The 20,004-nt window shown below is 41.0% G+C and carries 22 protein-coding genes and 1 tRNA gene; 16 read left to right on the top strand and 7 right to left on the bottom strand.

What is annotated here, in order from left to right; all coding sequences use genetic code 11:
• Positions 1-37: 37 nt before the first annotated feature.
• The 10 genes from racE (at position 38) to bsh (ending at position 9,519) form a co-directional block, all read left to right on the top strand.
• Positions 38-859: a glutamate racemase gene (gene racE, locus P343_RS20905; RefSeq protein ID WP_031263538.1), complete on the top strand. Its 822-nt coding sequence runs from the start codon at positions 38-40 to the stop codon at positions 857-859.
• An 86-nt stretch (positions 860-945) separates the two neighbouring features.
• Positions 946-1,965 (top strand): GerMN domain-containing protein, encoded by a 1,020-nt coding sequence (locus P343_RS20900; protein ID WP_023508648.1) that lies wholly within the window; start codon positions 946-948, stop codon positions 1,963-1,965.
• A gap of 97 nt (positions 1,966-2,062) precedes the next feature.
• Complete coding sequence (rph, locus tag P343_RS20895) at positions 2,063-2,815, top strand: ribonuclease PH (RefSeq protein ID WP_023508647.1); 753 nt, start codon at positions 2,063-2,065, stop codon at positions 2,813-2,815.
• Positions 2,812-3,414 carry an XTP/dITP diphosphatase gene (locus tag P343_RS20890; protein ID WP_023508646.1) on the top strand — a complete coding sequence of 201 codons (603 nt, stop codon included), beginning with the start codon at positions 2,812-2,814 and terminating at the stop codon, positions 3,412-3,414. The genes rph and P343_RS20890 overlap by 4 nt, the downstream gene beginning before the upstream one ends.
• On the top strand, positions 3,414-3,935 hold the full coding sequence (locus P343_RS20885) for a metallophosphoesterase family protein (protein ID WP_023508645.1): 522 nt from the start codon (positions 3,414-3,416) through the stop codon (positions 3,933-3,935). Before P343_RS20890 ends, P343_RS20885 begins: the two co-directional genes overlap by 1 nt.
• A gap of 527 nt (positions 3,936-4,462) precedes the next feature.
• Complete coding sequence (locus P343_RS20880; RefSeq protein WP_031263537.1) at positions 4,463-5,227, top strand: epoxyqueuosine reductase QueH; 765 nt, start codon at positions 4,463-4,465, stop codon at positions 5,225-5,227.
• A 519-nt stretch (positions 5,228-5,746) separates the two neighbouring features.
• Positions 5,747-6,568, top strand: coding sequence for a non-homologous end joining protein Ku (ku, locus tag P343_RS20875; protein WP_023508642.1), 822 nt, complete (start codon positions 5,747-5,749; stop codon positions 6,566-6,568).
• A 3-nt stretch (positions 6,569-6,571) separates the two neighbouring features.
• Positions 6,572-7,522 carry a non-homologous end-joining DNA ligase gene (ligD, locus tag P343_RS0118400; protein ID WP_031263536.1) on the top strand — a complete coding sequence of 317 codons (951 nt, stop codon included), beginning with the start codon at positions 6,572-6,574 and terminating at the stop codon, positions 7,520-7,522.
• Complete coding sequence (gene ligD / locus P343_RS0118395; protein WP_051384689.1) at positions 7,519-8,424, top strand: non-homologous end-joining DNA ligase; 906 nt, start codon at positions 7,519-7,521, stop codon at positions 8,422-8,424. The genes ligD (P343_RS0118400) and ligD (P343_RS0118395) overlap by 4 nt, the downstream gene beginning before the upstream one ends.
• Before the next feature lie 105 nt (positions 8,425-8,529).
• The gene (bsh, locus tag P343_RS20870) at positions 8,530-9,519 is read left to right on the top strand and encodes a choloylglycine hydrolase (RefSeq protein ID WP_023508641.1); all 990 of its coding nucleotides are present in this window, start codon (positions 8,530-8,532) and stop codon (positions 9,517-9,519) included.
• Positions 9,520-9,622: 103 nt separating this feature from the next.
• Here bsh and P343_RS20865 read toward each other — a convergent pair whose 3' ends face one another.
• The 3 genes from P343_RS20865 to P343_RS20855 all read right to left on the bottom strand — a co-directional run bounded on the left by P343_RS20865 (position 9,623) and on the right by P343_RS20855 (position 10,980).
• Complete coding sequence (locus P343_RS20865) at positions 9,623-10,084, bottom strand: hypothetical protein (protein WP_023508640.1); 462 nt, start codon at positions 10,082-10,084, stop codon at positions 9,623-9,625.
• Between the two features lie 199 nt (positions 10,085-10,283).
• The gene (locus P343_RS20860; RefSeq protein WP_023508639.1) at positions 10,284-10,631 is read right to left on the bottom strand and encodes a hypothetical protein; all 348 of its coding nucleotides are present in this window, start codon (positions 10,629-10,631) and stop codon (positions 10,284-10,286) included.
• Positions 10,632-10,728: 97 nt separating this feature from the next.
• Positions 10,729-10,980: a YciI family protein gene (locus tag P343_RS20855; protein WP_236620305.1), complete on the bottom strand. Its 252-nt coding sequence runs from the start codon at positions 10,978-10,980 to the stop codon at positions 10,729-10,731.
• A gap of 240 nt (positions 10,981-11,220) precedes the next feature.
• Here P343_RS20855 and P343_RS20850 point away from each other — a divergent pair, with 240 nt between their 5' ends.
• From P343_RS20850 to P343_RS20835, 4 genes are all read left to right on the top strand, one after another.
• A complete protein-coding gene (locus P343_RS20850) occupies positions 11,221-11,583 on the top strand; it encodes a 3D domain-containing protein (protein ID WP_023508638.1) in 363 nt (120 codons plus the stop codon).
• Between the two features lie 513 nt (positions 11,584-12,096).
• Entirely contained in the window at positions 12,097-12,558 is a 462-nt protein-coding gene (locus tag P343_RS20845; protein ID WP_023508636.1) for a DUF2975 domain-containing protein, read from the top strand.
• 9 nt (positions 12,559-12,567) lie between these two features.
• Entirely contained in the window at positions 12,568-12,783 is a 216-nt protein-coding gene (locus P343_RS20840) for a helix-turn-helix domain-containing protein (protein WP_023508635.1), read from the top strand.
• Positions 12,784-12,806: 23 nt separating this feature from the next.
• The gene (locus P343_RS20835) at positions 12,807-14,381 is read left to right on the top strand and encodes a DUF4153 domain-containing protein (RefSeq protein WP_023508634.1); all 1,575 of its coding nucleotides are present in this window, start codon (positions 12,807-12,809) and stop codon (positions 14,379-14,381) included.
• A gap of 377 nt (positions 14,382-14,758) precedes the next feature.
• On the opposite strand, the gene P343_RS20825 is transcribed toward P343_RS20835, so the two are convergent.
• Positions 14,759-15,529, bottom strand: a complete 771-nt coding sequence (locus P343_RS20825; RefSeq protein WP_023508632.1) for a 2-keto-4-pentenoate hydratase — start codon at positions 15,527-15,529, stop codon at positions 14,759-14,761.
• A 291-nt stretch (positions 15,530-15,820) separates the two neighbouring features.
• Positions 15,821-16,126 (bottom strand): hypothetical protein, encoded by a 306-nt coding sequence (locus P343_RS20820; protein WP_023508631.1) that lies wholly within the window; start codon positions 16,124-16,126, stop codon positions 15,821-15,823.
• 210 nt (positions 16,127-16,336) lie between these two features.
• On the opposite strand from P343_RS20820, the gene P343_RS20815 reads away from it, so the two are divergent.
• Positions 16,337-16,410: transfer RNA gene (locus P343_RS20815), tRNA-Arg, on the top strand.
• A gap of 191 nt (positions 16,411-16,601) precedes the next feature.
• Entirely contained in the window at positions 16,602-16,757 is a 156-nt protein-coding gene (locus tag P343_RS37025) for a hypothetical protein (RefSeq protein ID WP_023508629.1), read from the top strand.
• 301 nt (positions 16,758-17,058) lie between these two features.
• On the opposite strand, the gene P343_RS36585 is transcribed toward P343_RS37025, so the two are convergent.
• Together P343_RS36585 and P343_RS20790 are read right to left on the bottom strand one after the other, a co-directional pair.
• Positions 17,059-17,178: a YjcZ family sporulation protein gene (locus tag P343_RS36585; protein WP_023508627.1), complete on the bottom strand. Its 120-nt coding sequence runs from the start codon at positions 17,176-17,178 to the stop codon at positions 17,059-17,061.
• A gap of 1,544 nt (positions 17,179-18,722) precedes the next feature.
• Positions 18,723-19,799: a helix-turn-helix domain-containing protein gene (locus tag P343_RS20790; RefSeq protein WP_023508623.1), complete on the bottom strand. Its 1,077-nt coding sequence runs from the start codon at positions 19,797-19,799 to the stop codon at positions 18,723-18,725.
• Between the last annotated feature and the right edge of the window lie 205 nt (positions 19,800-20,004).

Below are 20,004 nucleotides of genomic sequence, written 5' to 3'. Positions count from 1 at the left end.
CAAATGTCTCGATCAATGGCAGCGAGAAACATAGTGAATGAGGCGAACTTTCTTGAATCAACCAATAGGTGTTATTGATTCCGGTGTCGGCGGTTTAACCGTTGCCCGAGAAATCATGAGACAATTACCGAAAGAAAAAATAGTATATCTTGGCGATAATCAGCGCTGTCCCTATGGTCCTCGGCCAGTTGAGGAAGTGCGCAGCTATACATGGCAAATGATTCGGTACCTGCTCAAACATCATTCGATTAAGATGCTGGTGATTGCCTGCAACACGGCGACTGCAGCTGCCTATGAGCAAATAAAAAAAGAACTTAATATTCCCGTAATTGGTGTTATCCGCCCTGGAGCACGGTCCGCACTGAAGGTTAGCCGCTCTTACCACATTGGTGTCATCGGCACATTCGGCACGATAAAAAGTAATGCGTATCAGCAGGCACTTCTCGATATCAATAATGAAAGCGTCATAAATAGTCTTGCCTGCCCTGAGTTTGTTCCGCTTGTTGAAGCCAATAATTTCAGCAGTCCGGAGGCTTATCAGACGGTTGCTGAACGGTTAAATATATTGAAATCGGATGCGCAAATGGATACCTTGATTTTAGGTTGTACGCATTATCCGATTTTGCGCCCGTTAATTCAGAAAGCAATGGGTTCGGCCATAAAGTTGATTGATTCCGGTGAGGAGACCGCGCTAGAAGTGAGTACCGTGCTTTATCATAAGAATTTAACGAGAAAAGACCGCAGCCAGCCTGTGCATCAGTTTTATACAACGGGATCAGCACAAATGATGGAAGCAATCGGGGGGCAGTTGCTCGGTTATAAGCCTGAGGTACGGACGGTTCGTATTGATATGGAATAAACAACTTTTTCCATAAGAAAGGTCTATTCGAATGGATAGCTCGTATACATGGTAGTACAACCTATAGGGATCAAGGAGGGTACACCATGTATCGTCGAACATCGATCATTGTAACCGGCGCATCGCTAGTGTTATCAATGGCACTTCTATCCGGCTGCGGCAGCATGGCTGACCGTGAACCGGACAGTGTAAAGTATGTGAACAGCAAAGTGGATCTTGCCAAAACCGCTAAGCATCAGCAATACACGGAAAAAGTGTTGTACTTAATTGACGCGAATGGTTTTGTCGCACCGCAGATGGTAGGTCTTCCGAATACAAATACATCCGTAAAGCAAGTCTTGGATTATTTGGTTGAAGATGGTCCAGTCTCCAATCTATTACCAAACGGTTTTCAAGCGACACTTCCTCCAGGAACAGAAGTAAGGAATGTGACTACCGACCAACGAGGCAATTTGACCGCCGACTTTTCAAAAGAATTATTGGATACACCTGCAAGTAATCAAAACCAGGTTGTCCAATCGATTGTCTGGACCTTGACTCAGTTTCAATCGGTAAAAACGGTAACCATCAGTGTCGATGGCAAGCCGCTCGACATGTGGCCTTCAAGCAAGAATGAAGTGGGAAGAACGCTGACACGCGCGGATGGCATCAATCAAGTAGTCGGCGATATTGCGGATTTTACCGGCAGTGAACCATTAACTGTATACTATATGGCTGCCAACAAGGGAAAAACATACGATGTACCGGTCACTGTTCGGGCAGACGGGAGTGTCGATCGTGTGACGAGTTTAGTCAATGCACTGGTGCATGAGCCGGCGACAAGCGACCTGATCTCACCATTTAATCCGAACATCCAGTTGATTGGAAAGCCGCAGATTAAGAATGGGACCGTTTATCTGCATTTTAATGACGCGATTTATGATAACAAAAAAGCGAAAACGATTAATGACCAGGTGGTCCGCAGTCTTGTCCTGACCTTAACGGGGGAGCCGACCATTCAAAAAGTGTCAATCAGGGTAGGGACTTCCACAAAAATGACGTTGGAGTCCGGGAAAACGTTGACTGGTCCCGTTTCCCGTGAAATGGTGGATGCCACTGGTTTATGATTTAAAAAAGCGAAATATGGTATAGTAAGAGGAGCAAAAAGGCTCCTCTTTTTGATATTTTATTCTAAATAACTGTGACACGGAGGCTAATGGAACAATGAGACCAGATGGCAGAGCAAGTGATGAACTGAGGTCTGTTCAAATACAGCCGGATTTTATTATACATCCTGAAGGATCTGTCCTAATTACGATCGGCAGGACGAAAGTCATCTGCAATGCGAGTATCGAAGATCGAGTGCCGCCCTTTATGCGCGGTCAGAAAAAAGGCTGGATCACAGCAGAATATTCGATGCTGCCGCGTGCGACTCCGGAGCGGAACATTCGCGAGTCGTCAAAGGGAAAGGTGACCGGACGGACAATGGAAATTCAGCGGCTGATTGGTCGCGCACTTCGCTCAGTGGTTAAACTCGAAGACGTAGGTGAGCGGACAATCTGGATCGACTGTGACGTTATCCAAGCGGATGGAGGGACGCGCACAGCGTCCATTACAGGTGCATTTGTCGCTATGGTTCTTGCCTTTAAGCGTGCACTGGAACATAAGCAGATCAGTAAACTGCCGATTAAGTCTTATCTTGCTGCTACTTCAGTTGGTGTCCATCCGATTTATGGACCGATTCTTGATCTGTGCTATAAAGAAGACTCTACAACCAATGTAGATATGAATATTGTGATGAATGGTCAGGATGAATACATTGAGATCCAAGGCACCGGTGAGGAAGCAACATTCAGTGAGAAAGAATTGGCGACCTTGTTAAGTTTAGCAAAGAAGGGTATTCATCAGCTGATTGAAGCCGAGAAAGCAGTTCTTGGCGATTTATTCACAGAGCAAAAGGTGGGAACGAGCAAGTGACTAAGGTTTTAATTGCTTCCAATAACTCTGGAAAAATCAAGGAGTTTAAGACCTTGTTGGCGGATTTTGGCGCGGAAGTTTTCTCTTTGAAAGATATGGGAATTGATACTGATGTTCCAGAAACAGGCACAACTTTTCGTGAAAATGCGGCACTGAAAGCCGAAACACTGGCGAAACAGACAGGCATGATCACGCTTGCCGACGATTCCGGCTTATGCGTTGATGCGCTTAACGGTGAGCCGGGCATCTATTCCGCGCGTTATGCGGGACCGGATAAGAACAGTGAACACAACATTGATCTGCTGCTAAGTAAACTGGAGTCCGTTCAGGCTGATGAGCGAACCGCTCACTTTGTCTGCGTGTTGGCCATTAGCAGGCCGAATCACCCGACACATTTTGCTGAAGGACGCTGCGACGGACAAATTACGAATGAACGGCGAGGCGATGATGGCTTTGGCTATGATCCGGTTTTTCTGATACCAGACAAGAATCTGACATTTGCTCAAATGGGTGAAGAAGAAAAAAATTTGATTAGCCATCGCGCACGCGCTCTTCGGCAGTTACAGGATAAATGGACGAGCTGGGTAGGTGAAGGCTGATGAAAGGCCTTATTGTCAGCGATTCGCATGGCTTTACAAATGAATTACTGGAACTTAAGGAACGCTACAAGGGGCAATTAGATTTTATGATCCATTGCGGAGACTCTGAGCTGCAGTCAGATCGTCAGGAAATGGAAGGATTTCTTTCAGTGGAAGGAAATTGCGACTATCCGGGTACATACCCTAATGAGCGCATAGAAAAGTTCGAAAATCTGAAATTTCTAGTCGTTCATGGGCATCTTCTGGGTGTTCGTCAGTCACCTGCCCGGCTCTGTTATCGCGGACTTGAGGAAAAGGCAGATGTGGTTTGCTTCGGGCACACCCACTATGCGGGAACCTTTGAAGAAGAAGGCATGATTGTGATTAATCCTGGGAGCTTGCGGCTTCCTCGAAATTATCAAGAAGGTACCTATGTGATTTTTGAACATAATGAGGAGCAGAATAAAGTTCATGTTACCTATTACAACTTTGCGGGTGTACCTGTTGAAGCATTTTCCAAGTCCTATAATTTAAAAAATTAATTCTATAGGTACAAAAAAGAGAACCGGATATCCAGTCCGGTTCTCTTTTTATTGCGGAACGCACCGCTTCGTAAGGGAGTGATGAGGAGGGGCACTCATATGGCGGTTATCAGACATCTTTAACTCTTTTGCCTGATGATACATATTATGTTTATTCAGAACGAATTGAATGGGGAAATGAACGAGCCAAAATGCCTTTTTTGGATTCTGAAATAGTCAAAGACAGTATCTATACACGGATGAATGGACATACTGCCGAATATCAAACCCTGTCCCACAACCGGAAAAGACCGGTGAAATGACAAAATGAGGTGGTCTCATGGAAGGGAACTTTTTTAAAGGCGCACTGTGGGCAATGATGATTTGCATTCCATTCTGGGTCGTTGTGATCTGTCTTTTGATTGCATTATGGTGATGGTTCGCCATTGCTCAGTTTTTTTAAGCTTGATACAATCAAAGAAAATGCGTTTCAAGAGGGTGTTCAAATTTGGACAGACTCCTCAAAAGTAAAGAGGTTTAAAAAATTGTTGATCAATGCTGAAGAAATATTGAGCAAATTACAACCGAATCAAAAAATAAACTATGATGATGTTTTGCGAAAAATGATTGACGCATGGAAAAAGAATGGTGAGCGCCCGAAAATTCTAATTCACAGTTGTTGCGCGCCATGCAGTACCTACGTGCTGGAATTTCTTTCTCAACGCGCAGATATTACTATTTATTTTACTAATTCCAACATTCATCCTAAGGTGGAGTACGAGCGCAGAAAGTATGTACAGGAGAAGTTCATCAACGATTTTAATGAACGTACCGGCAATCATGTAGCGTTTCTTGCGGCCCCTTACCTGCCACTAGATTATTTTGCGAAGACGAAAGGGTTGGAAAAAGAACCGGAGTGCGGAAAACGATGCAGTGTATGCTTTGAAATGCGCTTGGATTTGGCTGCAAAGAAAGCGAAGGAACTGAATTTCGACTATTTCGCAACAGCACTGACGATCAGTCCTCATAAGAACAGTCAGGTGATCAATCAAATCGGATTAATGCTTCAGAAAACCGATGATTTTCCTTACCTTCCTGCCGACTTCAAAAAGAGAGGCGGCTATCAGCGTTCGATTGAGATGTGCAAAGAATACGATGTTTACAGACAATGTTACTGCGGGTGTGTGTTTGCGGCATTACAGCAAGGGGTTGATTTAGTGAAAGTAGTTCATGATGCGAAACAAGCTTTGAAGGCTGTAGAAGACGCAAAATTTTTGACTGAAAATGAAGGAAATGTTGCAATCGAAAATTAATAAAGAAAAAACATTATTATAATAAAATATTTTCAAAAATATATAGAAAAATTGTTTTTTCTCTGTTATGCTAAACTTGTAACTCGTGAAAGCAATAACCCCCCTTTTAGGTCCTTGTTTCAAGGACTTTTTTTTATTTTTTTGAAAAAAATTAAAGAACTCTTGAAATCTAATTAAACCTAGTTGTATAATATGAATTACCTTCTGTTTCTGACAGCAAGATCCTTTTCCATCCGTCTCCTTGCATCATTTGCGAGGAGGCTTTTTTTTAGCTAAGAAAGAATAAAAGAAGCAAGGCAGATTCAATACACAATAGATTAGATCCCTTAAGCCATAAAATAAATGAAAACGAATCAAAATACTTGTGGATGAATAAATCCAAGTTATATAATATGACTTGCCTTCTGTTTCTGATATGCAACATCCTTTTTTGTTCCGCTTCGTGTCTTTACGAAGCGGCTTTTTTTCGTTTTTAATAGTCCAAGGAGATGCGTGCATACTAACTTCGAGGTGAACGCCATGCGAACAATGTGGAAGGGCTCGATACAGTTCGGACTTGTCTATATACCGATCAAGCTATACACAGCCACAGAAAATAAGGATGTCCGCTTAAGGATGCTGCATAAGGATTGCATGTCGCCGATCAATTACACACGTACCTGTTCGAAATGCGGCAAAGCGGTTGGAAACGAAGACATTATCAAAGGCTATGAATACGCACCGGATCAGTTTGTGCCAATCAGTGAACAGGAAATGAATGAGCTTCAAGAAGATGTAGATAAACACATTGAAATCATCAATTTTGTCAAACTAAGCGAAATTGACCCCATTTATTATGAGAAGTCTTATTTTATCGGACCTGACAGCGGCAACGGTTTACGTGCATTTTCTCTACTAAAGCAAGCGATTCAAGATTCGGACAGAATCGGGATCGCCAATATCATTATCCGTTCCAAGCAGCACCTAGCCGCTATCAGAAGCTTTGAGAACGGCATGTTGCTGGAGACGTTATATTATCCGGATGAAGTGCGAAGCATGAATGAAGTGCCTGGTCTCGGCGATCTTTCGGTCAATAATGCACCGAAGGAAATGGATATCGCAAATCAATTGATTGACCAGCTGACAACCGAATTTAAACCGGATCAGTATAAGGATAACTATCGTCTGAAACTTGAGAAATTGATCGAAGACAAAGTCGCAGGAATGCCCACCGAACGGAAGAAAGGTAAAGCGCCGCAACAAAATGTGGTGGATTTGCTCTCTGCTCTGGAAGCGAGCGTAAAAGAAGCCAAGCCGAAACCAAGAAGAAAAACGGCTGCGCGCAGCAAGAAGACGGTCTGAGTAATGGAACTCCAGCCGATTGTGCCATTTGAACCGGTACAGGAAAAAGTAATTCCCGAAGGATCAGAATGGGTACATCAGATCAAATGGGACGGCGTCCGGGTACTGACCTACTGCGATGGGAAAGAGGTCCGGCTTTACAATCGAAAGAAAAATGAACGCACATTAATTTTTCCTGAACTGGCTGACGCCTCCGCCTATAAAGCGGAATCATTTATCATTGATGGTGAGGTCATTGCACTGGACACCGATGGGAAACCTTCCTTCCATGAAGTGATGAAGCGGGATGGCATTCGAAATAGTGAACGGGCTCGCGCATTAGTGACTACCGTACCCATTTTTTATATGATTTTTGATTTGCTTTACTGTAACGGCGAGTGGATTAATGATCATCCATTCATCGAACGTGCCCATCGGCTTAAACAACTGGCACAAGGCAATGACAAGATTCAAGTCGTCCCATTTTTTGGAGATGGCAAGGCGCTGTTTGAGAGTGCCAAGAAACAAAAGCTGGAAGGGATTATATCCAAAAAAGTGGATAGCCCTTACCTAATTAACGGTAAAAACGGAAATTGGAAGAAAATAAAAAAGATCGAGGATTTGATTGCCGTCATCGGTGGTGTAACCTATCGTGCAGACCGAGTAAACGCTTTGCTACTTGGACTTTATAATCAGCATGGAGAATTGGTCTATATTGGTCATGCGGGCACGGGCAAGCTGACTGATGAGGATTGGGGAGCAATCACCCAAATTGCCGATTCGTTGAAAAGTGAAGAAAGGCCGTTTCTGAACAAACCTGAACGAGTCAAAACGGCACAATGGCTGAAACCGGTTTTGACTGTAAAAGTGGCGTTCAGCGAGTGGACTGAAGGTCATGTGTTAAGACAGCCGAGTATTCAGGCATTCGTTCATCTGGATCCAAAACAATGTAGAATCGAGGCAGTGAAATCATGACAACAGCAGCCCCACTAACCATTGATAAGAAACTACAGATCACTCACCCAGAAAAACCGATTTGGATCAATCCGCCGATTAATAAAGAGCAGCTGATCGATTATTTGAAATTGGTTGCTCCCTTTATGCTCCCATTCCTATCCGGCAGGGCATTAACAACCATTCGTTTTCCTCACGGGGTTCTAGGAGAATCATTTTTTCAAAAAAATTGTCCGGATTACGCGCCTGAATACATTCACACAGTCGAGGAGGACAATACACGCTATATTGTGTGTGATGATTTACTTACATTACTCTGGCTTGGCAATCAGCTAGCAATTGAGTACCATGTTCCCTTTGGAAGAATCGGATCGGACCGACCAGTTGAGATTGTTTTCGATCTTGATCCCCCAGATCGGTCGGCCTTCTCCCTCGCTATTAAAGCTGCAAGAGAAATAAAGGCTGTATTTGATCGGCTCTCAATTGTCAGTTTCCCGAAACTGTCGGGAAGCAGAGGTATTCAGATTCACATTCCAATTGCAAAACTGGGGCTTAGCTATGCGGACACCAGGCTTTTTACTTCATCAATCGCTCGACTTCTGGTGCAACAGTTCCCAGACGCTTTTACTATTGAACGGCTGAAAAAGAATCGCGGCGGCCGGCTCTACGTTGATTATGTGCAGCATGCAGAAGGAAAAACGCTCATCTGTCCGTATTCACCAAGAGGCAAAGAAGGAGCGACGGTCGCAGCGCCATTATTCTGGCATGAAGTCAATGATTTGCTGCGTATAGAGGATTTTACAATTCCAACTGTTCTTGAACGGCTTTCACAGGGTGTTGACCCGATGCACGGCTATTTTGAGCAGGAGAATGGCGCACTGATCCCAATCATCAACCAGCTTAAGAATATGGAGATTGACTGAAGCTGTGAAAAGTGGCGGACTGCATTAAGTTGCCCGGAAGTTATGCTATACTGAGGAAAACTCAGCTTCCGGCTTCAGTCGGGGCATGATGAGGGGGAATCCGGCATGTGTACAAGCCTGACATTGGAAACAGCAGACGGACATCATCTTTTTGGACGAACGATGGATTTTGCGATTGATCTTGGACAGGCAGTCACAATCGTTCCACGAAATTATTCATGGCGTTCTGCAGCTTCCGATGATTTAATCAAAACAAAGTATGGAATTGTTGGCATGGCATCGGTAGATCAGGACCTCGTGGTATATGCGGACGGCATAAACGAAGCGGGTCTGACATGCGCAACGCTATATCTGCCTGGGTTTGCAGATTACAGCGATCACGCAACTGATGGAAAAGAAGCGGTTGCTCCGCATGATTTTGTGTTTTGGAGTCTGTCCCGCTATGGCAGTATCGAGGAAGTCAAAGATGCACTCGCAAATGTTTCTTTGGTTGAGTTCCCATTGGCAGCGTTGCAAGTCACTCCTCCGCTACACTGGATCTTATCCGATAAAACCGGAAAGAGTATTGTTGTTGAACCTATTGATAAGGGGATTAAAATCTATGACAATCCTGTTGGTGTCATGACCAACAGTCCCGACTTTCCATGGCATCTGACTTATTTAAGACAATTTATCGGATTGCGTCCGCGTCAGTTTGAACCTGTGCGATGGGAGAATCTTGATTTATCGGCGTTCAGCCAAGGTTCAGGTTCGGTCGGTCTTCCAGGAGACTTTACACCTCCATCACGTTTTGTTCGCGCTGCATACTGGAAAAATAACATTACCAATATTGATACAGAACAAGATGGGATTACTGGACTTTTTCACATTTTATCGACCTGTGATCTTCCAAAAGGAGCTGTTGTTACACCTGAAGGTCTTGAAGATGTGACGATTTATACGTCCGCGATGTGCGCTGAATCCGGAACTTTTTATTATCACGGGTATGATAATCGGCAGATAACAGCAGTGAACCTTTTTCACGAAGATCTTGATGCAAAGACAATCAAGACCTATGATTTTGTTCGAAATCAATCCATCCATTTTGAAAACTAATGAAACATGGTTTAGCCATACTTTGGCGTAATCGGAATAGAAAACAACAATAAGCCCCAAATAGGGCTTATTGTTGTTTTACAGCCAAATATACGGTTTCCAATCATATCATACTGATTCCGCGCGCAAAGCGTCCGATGAAATGAATGGACGAGAAATCCAGCACTTCACAATTGACATCCTCATTATTCCTGAGGATGAGTGATTGATTCGTAAGCAGTTTAGACTTCCCAGCGAATAGGCGATGATCGGTTGTCTGTATAATGACGCGGTCACCTTCAATAAAGAGATTGCGCGGTTCAATGATCCACACAGGAAAGTGTTTTATACCGATGAAATCAGTAATGTTTACATTAAGACTATCCAATGCGAACGTTTTCGGGAAGACATGCTCGCCTTCGTGTACTGTGTACGGATATAAACTGTCGCGATTCTTCGATCCATCCTGAATCAATTGTCCCTGTTTCAGATTGGTGACAAAAGGAAGCCTCACGACTCGCGTTGGTTCCAGTTGAATTTTAAAGACCCCCAAATCGTAATTCACGTGCTTAATGGCGGCATTCATGGCCGCACCTCATATATACTTTATCGGAAGATTTCAGGTTTCTTTTTACAATCGCTCTTCAGACACTATCATTATGAACCAAGCATCGAGTCGAACGCAAGAATTCGGGACTTTTTTTACTTGTTTTCCGAGGATTTATGTAAATTATTTTCGTGAATGACAAAAGCGGTAAACTCTGATCATAAGTCAAGCATTCACATCAATGAAAAAAGGAAAACAAATAATAGATAGAGACTGCAAAAATAAGTACTGCAATAAGAATCAGATATAATTTGTCAAAGTTTCTGTTGTGTGCATTCCGATCAAGTTCATTAACTTCCCAAACCTCTATTATACTGTCATATTCCCCTTCATCTTTATATAAATTAAATTCAACCACATAGGTGACACCTAATTTGGTTGGGTAAGACATGTTCTCAAGCCCGACAATATCTTCCCAGTATAACCTCCTAAACTCCTTCTGCCCCCCGGTGATTTTGGCGCAAAGGTCATCAAGCTCATGGGGCTTAAACGTTTTGCCCACCAATTTCTGCAATTCATCTAACATTCGAAGGCCCCCTGCACAGATTTGTTCAGGATAGTATATGGGGGAATGCCTGTTTTTCTGACACTGAAAAATGTTCATTGGCCGACATTTAGAGAGGTCAGTCCGCTTGTTTTTCGCCTCTGATCAATGCGACATGATAAGGAAAGAGTTCGGCGGTCATCATGCCCTCAGTAACTGCCGGATCATCGTTCATCAGTCTTCGAGCCTCTACCTCAGATTCTGCTTCAAATATGACAAGTCCAAAGGTTTTTTCTAATGTTCTTCCGGCAGAATTAACCGGCCATCCGAAAGCATACATTGCAGTCTGGTAAAGTGGCGATTGATGATTTCTTCTTCTTTGATGGTCCAATTGTTGTCATCCATGAAATAAGGAATGAGTTTAAGGACGTAAATGTATTGCTGCTTTGCCAAATTGAATGCCTCCTTCATCAAATTCATAATCTTTTATCGGTTTTGTACCATGAATGAATAATGCAACGCGCAATCAACTTGTCATGCTGTTGTAATCAAACAAGAACAGTTATGATACATGGCTGTTATATAAAATTGGTAAATTGTAGTCAGACGGAAAACAAAGGATGTCGATAATATGAAAAAGATCATTTTGTTACTCGCCGTGATTACTGTGTTATTCTCAGGCCTTCCAGAAAACTCTGCAACAGCGAAAAGTAAATATAAAAACATAACAGTCAGCGCAACTTCTTATTGTGAACTTGGACGTACAGCAACTGGATTTGATTATAGAACAAATCCGAAAGCAAAGGCAATTGCCGTTGATCCGCGTGTCATTCCGCTTGGATCAAAGGTTTATGTACCGGGTTATGGAACCGCGATCGCGAGGGATGTAGGCGGACGTATTAAAGGGAAAATCATCGATGTTCATTTTAAAACGCGAAAACAAGCCATTACCTGGGGAAGAAAAAAGATTAAAATCAAAGTCTATAGTTATTGATTGGTTAATTGAATAAGATCAATAAAGAAGAAGCTCATGTCCACGAGTGGAAGACATGAGCGATTAATTTTTTTTTAGTATTCTAATGATGCGTTTAGCATCCTTCATTGTTGAACTTTTGTGTGATAACGATCCCAAATGACAGCGGCAATAACCGGAATGGCAACGCAAACTGAGCCGAAAATACCGATGATAACCATAAAAATCACACTCCTAAGAAATTAAATGTTAGCGCTTTCGCAAATATATTTTACACCCCTTTCTTTGTCCAAATCAAGCAGAATGCAAAAAAGGGGCGGATATTCCTTTGAAGTTTTTTTGGGGGCATTCATCTTGTTCTTAACAGGATGAATGTCTTTTTTTACTATATATTTGATAAGCGCTCTTGTTGTCATATGAGTTTTTATACATCAATAAACAACAAAAATATATCGAAAAACGATAAATAAATACTGTTTTTCAATAAATGATATGGTATAATCACTTTGGAAATTAAATCAGAGGTGAGCGAGAATGATCATTCTTGATGAAAAAGGGCTCTCAGGCCTTGTCAAACGCATGCTTGATTTACTCTTTATTGGCGGAATCGGAATTTTTCTAAGTTTACCATGGTCAGTAAAGTGGTACATGAGCCAGTTGTACGAAGAAACAAGCAGAAATTATTGGTTTCTACTCATTTTTCTGTATGTGACAGGTTTCTTTGCCTTGCAGATTGTGTACGAAATCAGAAGAATCTTCAAAACACTGAACAGACGCAATCCATTCATGATGGATAATGTGAACAGTTTAAAAAGAATAGCGATCGCATCTTTTCTTATTTCAATCGCTTATCTTGTGAAAGTGGTTTGTTTCAATTCCTTTTTAACGATTGTTCTCGCTATGGTGTTTATTATTACGGGCTTTTTTTCCATTATCCTTTCTGAAGTTTTCCACCAGGCTGTGATGGTCAAAGAAGAAAATGACTTAACGATATAGAGGTGCGAGATGGCTATTGTTGTGAATCTAGATGTTGTTATGGCGAAAAAGAAAATGAGCGCCTCTGAACTGGCAGCGAGAGTGCAGATTACACCGGCCAATCTCTCCATTCTGAAAAACAATAAGGCGAAGGCGATCCGTTTTTCAACACTTGAAGCGATTTGCAAGGCGCTTGACTGCCAGCCAGGAGATTTGCTGGCTTTTGAGGACGAAGATAAAAAGTGAGTTTTGTAAAGGAGTGATTCAGTATGGTAGATTTATCAACGACATACAAAGTGAAAAACAGCAGCAATCGTCTGTTTGTACATAATCGGAGCAGCATGCTTTTGTTATGTACCGTTTTGCTCGGAATTCTAGCCAATGTTTTGTTCTTCGATCAATTTCCAGGCATATCCTATCCGATCTTTGTTATTGCATTTTATTGCGTATTTTTATGGAATGCGCGCGACGAGCTGCATGTAAAAGTAGATTTCGGATGGTTATTGCTGATCCCGATTTTCTTGTTATCGCTATCGTATTTCGTTTTTTCTAATCTTATTTTTTATGCACTGAATTTTATGGCGATTCCTGTGCTCATTGTCATGCAAACGACATTGACTACAAGGAGAGCCAATGAAAAATGGTATTCCATAAAATTTATCGGCGATCTTTTTCTAGGCTTCTTTTATCGTCCATTTGCGTTCATTGCTCTGCCTTTTCGCGTTGTGATCAAGCAGGCTACAGCAAGAGTGGGTATAAGGAAAGACAGTACGTTTTTAAAAGTGATTATTGGAGTGCTCGTGGCGGTGCCGCTGCTTATTTTGATCATTTCACTGCTTGCATCAGCGGACCAAGTGTTCAGCTATCTTGTTGACAGAATCCCAAATTTATTTGTCACGATTAATCTGGACACCATTGTTCCGAGAACACTGTTTGCTGCGATTATAGCTCTGCTATCGTTCAGTTATATCTGGAGCTTAATGAAGCCGAAAACAACTTCAGCCCCTTTTTGGAAAATGAGTGAACCGATGACCGTGAACAATCGCGTGGATCATGTGATTGCTGTGACCATTCTGAGTTTGATCAATGCCATCTACGTGTTATTCACGCTGATCCAGTTTTCTTATTTATTCGGCAGTTTCTCGTTCGCGCTGCCTGCTGAATTCACTTATGCTGAGTACGCACGCAGGGGATTCTTCGAGTTGGTTGTTGTCACATTGATTAATTTTAGTATTTTACTGGTGATCGTCTCTTGCACAAAAAAAGGCGGCAAAGCGATCAATAAAGCGATGCAGCTATTAGAATCATTGCTTGTCTTCTGCACCTTGGTTATGCTGCTTTCCGCGTTTGTTCGTATGTTCCTCTATGAGCAGATGTACGGCTACACATATCTTCGTGTGCTTACCCACGCGTTTATGATCTTCCTATTTGGTCTCTTTATCGTAACGCTTTGCCGCATCTGGAAAGAAAATTTACGGCTCTATAAATTTTATCTGCTTGCCGCGATCGCTGCTCTGGTAATCATCAACTACATGAATATTGATGTACTGATTACCAAATGGAACATCGACAGATATGAGCAGACCGGGAAAATTGATGTCAACTATCTGGCAACACTTTCCGACGATGCCATTCCGACAATGACTGTGCTCCTTAGTGCAAAGGATGATACCGTTGCCGGACAAATCGAAAATTATCTATTTGAAAGAAAGCGGGAACTTGCCAAGAAACGGTCGTGGCAATCCTTTAATCTCTCTCAGTACCGTGCGATGCACGTATTGGATCGTTATGACCTCAGCTACAATGCACGTTATGCCCATAGCTCTGAATCGGATCAGTATTAAGTCGCGCCAAAAGAGAGAATTTTGGCTATTGATACCGCACTGTCTAGTTATGTTGTATCGTTGCAACAATAAAAATTAAATTGAGGTAATTCAAATGGGATTTTGGTACATGTTGATGTTTGTTACAGGTATTTTGCTTATTGTAATAGGATTAACGAGAAAAGATGTTTCTCGATTTGTCAAAATAGTTATCTTGCTATTCATTATTGGAATAGTGTTTGTGATTTTTTCACTCATCTTGTTCTTACCTGGAAGTAGTTACTTACTAGACGAACTTTTAAGAGTTAAAAGCTAGATAGATAACTTTCTGTCTTAGTCAAAGCATAAGTAAAAGGCCGAATCCCTGAAAGAGAGATCCGGCCTTTTTATTAATTGATTTATTTTACATGAACCGTGACGCTGCCCAATTGATGGTCGAAGGTTGCGACATAGGTTCCTTTGGTCAATTTCTTTGGCAAGCAGAAGGTTCCGGTTGATACCGTAGTTCCTTTAGTTAACGTCTTTCCTTCCTGGGCAAGACGTTGAACGAGCCATTTCAGAGCATGAAGCGGGTTGCCGAGCACCTCGGAGGAAACGCCCGAAGTTAATGGTTCACCGTTCAACGTGACGGATGAGTGAACATCTGCCAATTCTTCTACGAATGGCTTTTGGGCTGCCTTGCCGACAACTACGCGGCCACAGACAGCGCTATCGGAGATTACAAGTTCAAGCGGTAATGTTGGGAACCAGTCTTTGAAGCGTGAATCAGGAACTTCGATGCCTGGAGCCACTTCGGTCTTTTCAAGCAAAGCCTGTTCATCATCTTCCGGAGACAAGTCTTCCAAGGCAGTGAACTCCAATTCAAGTTCCAGTAGAGGTTCGTTGAGAGAAGCAAGCTCAACCTCTGCATTGTCTTTCAATAGGCTAGAGGCAACAATCTGGCCATAGAGCGGTGAATCAGAATGAAACATGTCTTGAGTTTGTTTGCTTGTCAGACTGATCTTGTAGCCTTTCACAGCTTCGCCTTTCTTTTGATTAAACGCATGCTGCACGTTATAGGCGAGTTCCGGAGTCAATTCCGAGTGATCAGCATCCTTCCATGCAAGCGGTTCGCGTTTGCTTAATGCGTGGTACAACTGTTCTGATAAATCATCCTTTGTAAACAACATCCTTACGCCTTCTTTTTCTATTTTTAAAAAATTTTTGTAATGCCCATTATAGTACGACCAGTTGTTCAGTCAACCCCTTTTGAGCAAAAAGTCTGATAAAGGACAAGTGAAAGTTAAACGACGAAGATGATAAAACCGCCAGTATATTAGTACTGGCGGAAGTAGTATCTTTATAGAGCAGAAACCATTTAATTTAACTTGATTTTTCAAAGATTGATCCTATCTAAAAATATGAAGTAATAGACCCCCACACGAGTGAAAGGTTAATGAACCAGATACGGTAAGCTGTCCTTATTTCATAAAGTCAGCAGGCGTTCTTAGCTGCCAGTTTAATTCCGAGTTTACCTTTTTAATAAAGGGCTTAATCACTTCATCCAGATAGTTTTGCGACATCAGCATCTTTGGCGCATTCATTGACCATCCGAAAATCAATTTCTGATAGGGTCCCAGGTTTTTATACGAAGGATCCAGCTGTTTGTAAACATCATCAATCATCACTTGGATGTCTGTCTCTGTGTACACATTATTTTTGGCATCCTCAATTGCCTTGATTGGATTTTCAAGATATGCTTTTATTGTTTCGGGTTCCACAGTCACGTTCATCATCCCCCAAATAATATTTACAGATATATCTTATCATAAATCAATGTAAACGGTTTCTATATGCGATATTCGTAACAAATGCGAAACTGTTGGTATTGAGAGTGTTTTATGAAAAAGAAGCGAAACAAAAGTTATTTAAGATCAACCATTGACAGATGTATTTTCATTCTCTAAAATAATAAAGGTCGTCATAATTATTATTTTGTCCCAGTAGCTCAGCTGGATAGAGCAACGGCCTTCTAAGCCGTGGGTCATGGGTTCGAATCCCTTCTGGGACACTAATAGAAAAACGCTCAAAACCTTGTGAATCAATGGTTTTGGGCGTTTTGTATTTTAAAAAAAATATCTTATTGAGCGAAATGCTTTTACGACGATTCTGAAGTATATAATATGGATGCTTATGTCAAAGGGGCAATCAAGCCGTTTGTATATGAGCGAAATCAGTTTGATTTATTAGATGAGGGCAGAATTGCCGATTAAGCAAACAATCTTGCTCTCAGGACCTCCATGCAATCCAATTGCGTTGTATGGGATGCATAGTCCTGTGCAATACTTTGAATTTTATGAACCGTATTATGGCTTGATCCAGCAGCCACAAAAACAGAAGCGGTTAAAAGCGATGTGAAATATTTATCCGATGATACGGATCTGGAAGTGCTGAAAGAAGTTTCCTGTGATTATGCTTTTGAAAAACTCTCTGATATTCATCAGGGATGAGGAGAAGTTTGTCATAAATGAAGGCATCTTGAAAGAGTTCGAAGATAGAGAAAATGGCACGCTACTTATTGACGGTAGTTTCTCATAATAGGAAGTGCAGACAGAATTTTATCAGGGATAGCTGTTCTGAAATGAAAAAAGGACACCTGGTGCAAGGTGCCCTGACTCAAAGGAGTGACTAATAGATGCCGAAGAATGCGGCGGCTAGATTAATAGCAGAACGTTGCCCCAACAATAATCAACAGAATAAACAATACGACGATCAGGGCGAAACTTTTTGCACAATCAAAGCCACCGTATCCGCCGTACCCACCATTAGAATAACCCATAAATGAGCACCTCCTTTGCCACGTGATAAAACATCATATGAGACCTAGCACAAGAGTGTAAGGGATAAATGTCTGAGGGAAAAAGCCTGTTTTGAACTTTTTATTAAGATTATGTTGGTACTCTTAGCAATAACTATTTCTGTTGCAGGTATTGGATTCATGATTGGAGAATTGAAGTATGGTTATTAAAATTATAATAATGCTATTAGGCATAGTTATTACAATTGTAGGTCTACTTTACAGCAAATCTTATCACGAGAAGCACTTTTCCAGTGATATTAATTCAGGAACATTTAGTGATGGGATTATTGGCTTCATCATTGAATTTGTTGTATTAGGTTTACTAAGTATATTGCCTTGGTATATAAATAAGGCCCTAGTCATTTCTATTGGGTTGCTTCTTTTTGTTACTTCTGTTGTGTTTATTTAGACAGAACAGGGAGAGAAATCATTGTATTACATCGGGGAAATACGCAAGAGGAAAATGGACTTCCACTGAGGTATAGAATAGCTTTGAGGGGATGGGGGAAAAAGAATCAAGCAGGTAACGTGAACGTTTATGAAAAAGGGTAATTACGTTCTTTGGGTATTTGCAACGACAAACAAGATTGCAGTTTATAAGGGAGAAAAATCAGATCTAAATGAATAAATAGTTGTCCAAGAAACCTGAGTACACTAAGTAATGGAATGGACACAAAATAATAATAAGTTAAGGGTGATCGCGATGCTCGAAAAAGATAAGGAACCCTTCAATGATGTGATTGATCATCTCGACAAAATTGAGGGCGGTAGACTAGAAAAAATCGAAATGAAGACACTGCCGAAGCCTATTCGGATCCTTGGTTATTTTTTAATATCATGTGTAGTTATAAGCACGGTATTAGTGATCATTCTTAGTATTATTAGTAATTAAATACTTGTTCAATATAGGAAAGCCTGAGGACACTGATCGCGCATTAATGCCGTTCAGTGCCTTTTTCGTACAATGGAGATATTATCGAGACAGCAAAGGGAAAAATTGCTAAAATTAAGTCTAACGAAGGGGAAGTGTTTTAGAACTCAAAATAGCGAAAGAGAGTGCTGTCATTGAAAAAATCGAGAGAATACTTTCAAGCACATCATAAGATCGCTTATCTTGTTAATCTTATCATCATGATTATTTTTGTTTGGCCTGTACCGTACTATTTATTTGGAAATAGTAGGTTTGGTTATATTCTTGGAATAGTCTTAGCTATTATTGTTGTGAATATAGTTGGAGCATTTTGGTATCCGTGGTTTGTAATTAAAAGTAAAAAATAATTGTCCAAGATAGGAAAGCCTGAGGACACTGTTTGAGCGTTTATGTGCTTGATTTGTGCCATTTTTTATTTTATTGGAGGGATTTCTATGGCTACATGTCAAGCGATCCGGCATCAGAACAACTAAATGTAAGAGATCAAAAAACTACTAAACTTTAATATTGAATTAAATCCATTTTCTTGGACAGTTGTGGTATTAAAAAAAAGAATAAATTAATTTAACTGATTATACAATACGTTGATTCTTTACATTTTAGCAACGGTATTTTTTAATTCTTTAATCGCTTTTTCATACTCGGGAATTCCAGCTAACAGTTTTAAACTATCATCATCTATCAGTGAATCGATCATTTTTTTTCTTATTATCTTCTGTCCTATTGGATTTACTTCCAAGTCATAATTCTCAAAATAAGGGTTGCCCTGATAATCATAACCTGAAGAGAGCAGTCCCTCCACATATGTTTGGAACCATTTGGCCGCCTCCTCCATATTACCGGTTTCTATGTGTAATTGACAGTAGTTGTATGCTGCTGAATGTAACCCCGTTCCAAATAGATTCTGCATCTTATAAACGGCATCTAGATAGAAGAATGCCTTATCATAATTCTGTTCTGTTTTTGAAATGTTTGCCAGTGTAGTTAGCGTAAGATAATTTTGGTTTACATCCTGCATTAACATCCTGTTGCAAAGAATTATCGCCTCCTTGGTCTTACCCTGCTTTAGAAAAAGGGTTGGGTACAAAGTCATGGGATTTATCGGTGACTGTGGAAGCTCCTTAAGTGCTTTTTCACTCTCTTCATAGTTCTCTAATATCATCTGAATATTGGCGACGGAAAACAACGCTAGTGGTGCATATTTCGGTTCTCTACTTTCAACTACTTGTTGGAACAAGGCTAAGGAATGATACATCCTCGCTTTAATAAGTTCTTCAGAACACTCATTCGACATCATCAAATACATTTGGAGCAAACTGGCAACAGTAAATTTTAAATGAATACTGTTGGGATACTCATTTAGGTACTCTTGACATTTTGCTTCTCCAACGGCATAACCTTCAAGTAGAAATTCTTCTGTTAATTTCTGTTTGATATTGGCAATCTCTGTTTCAGAAAGTTCCTGCTGAAAGGACAATAAGATGTCTAGGGATGTATTTAATGCACGGGCCAAGGGGGCTAGCAATGAAATATCTGGTGTTGAATTTCCTGTTTCCCATTTGCTGACTGCTCCTGCCGAAACACCAACCATAATGGCTAATTGTTCTTGGGTAATGTTTTTCTCTTTTCTTAACTGTAAAATTGTTTTTCCAATATTTAATCTGTTCATATTGGATCCCCCCAGATTTTTCAATTCAAAAATCCCTTTGATAAATCTAATATAAGCTGGATTGGCTCCGTGAACAATGGAGAGGAAGTTGGACTTAAGTTAAGAAAACTTGAATGGTATTCGACTTATGCGACTTAAATATTTAGAACATTATATAAATTATGGATATTTGAATATATAGGATACGAGCAAACTCAAATTAAAC

The sequence above is a fragment of the Sporolactobacillus laevolacticus DSM 442 genome (assembly GCF_000497245.1).
GTDB classification, from domain to species: domain Bacteria; phylum Bacillota; class Bacilli; order Bacillales; family Sporolactobacillaceae; genus Sporolactobacillus; species Sporolactobacillus laevolacticus.
This window is presented reverse-complemented; position numbering and strand designations above follow the sequence as displayed.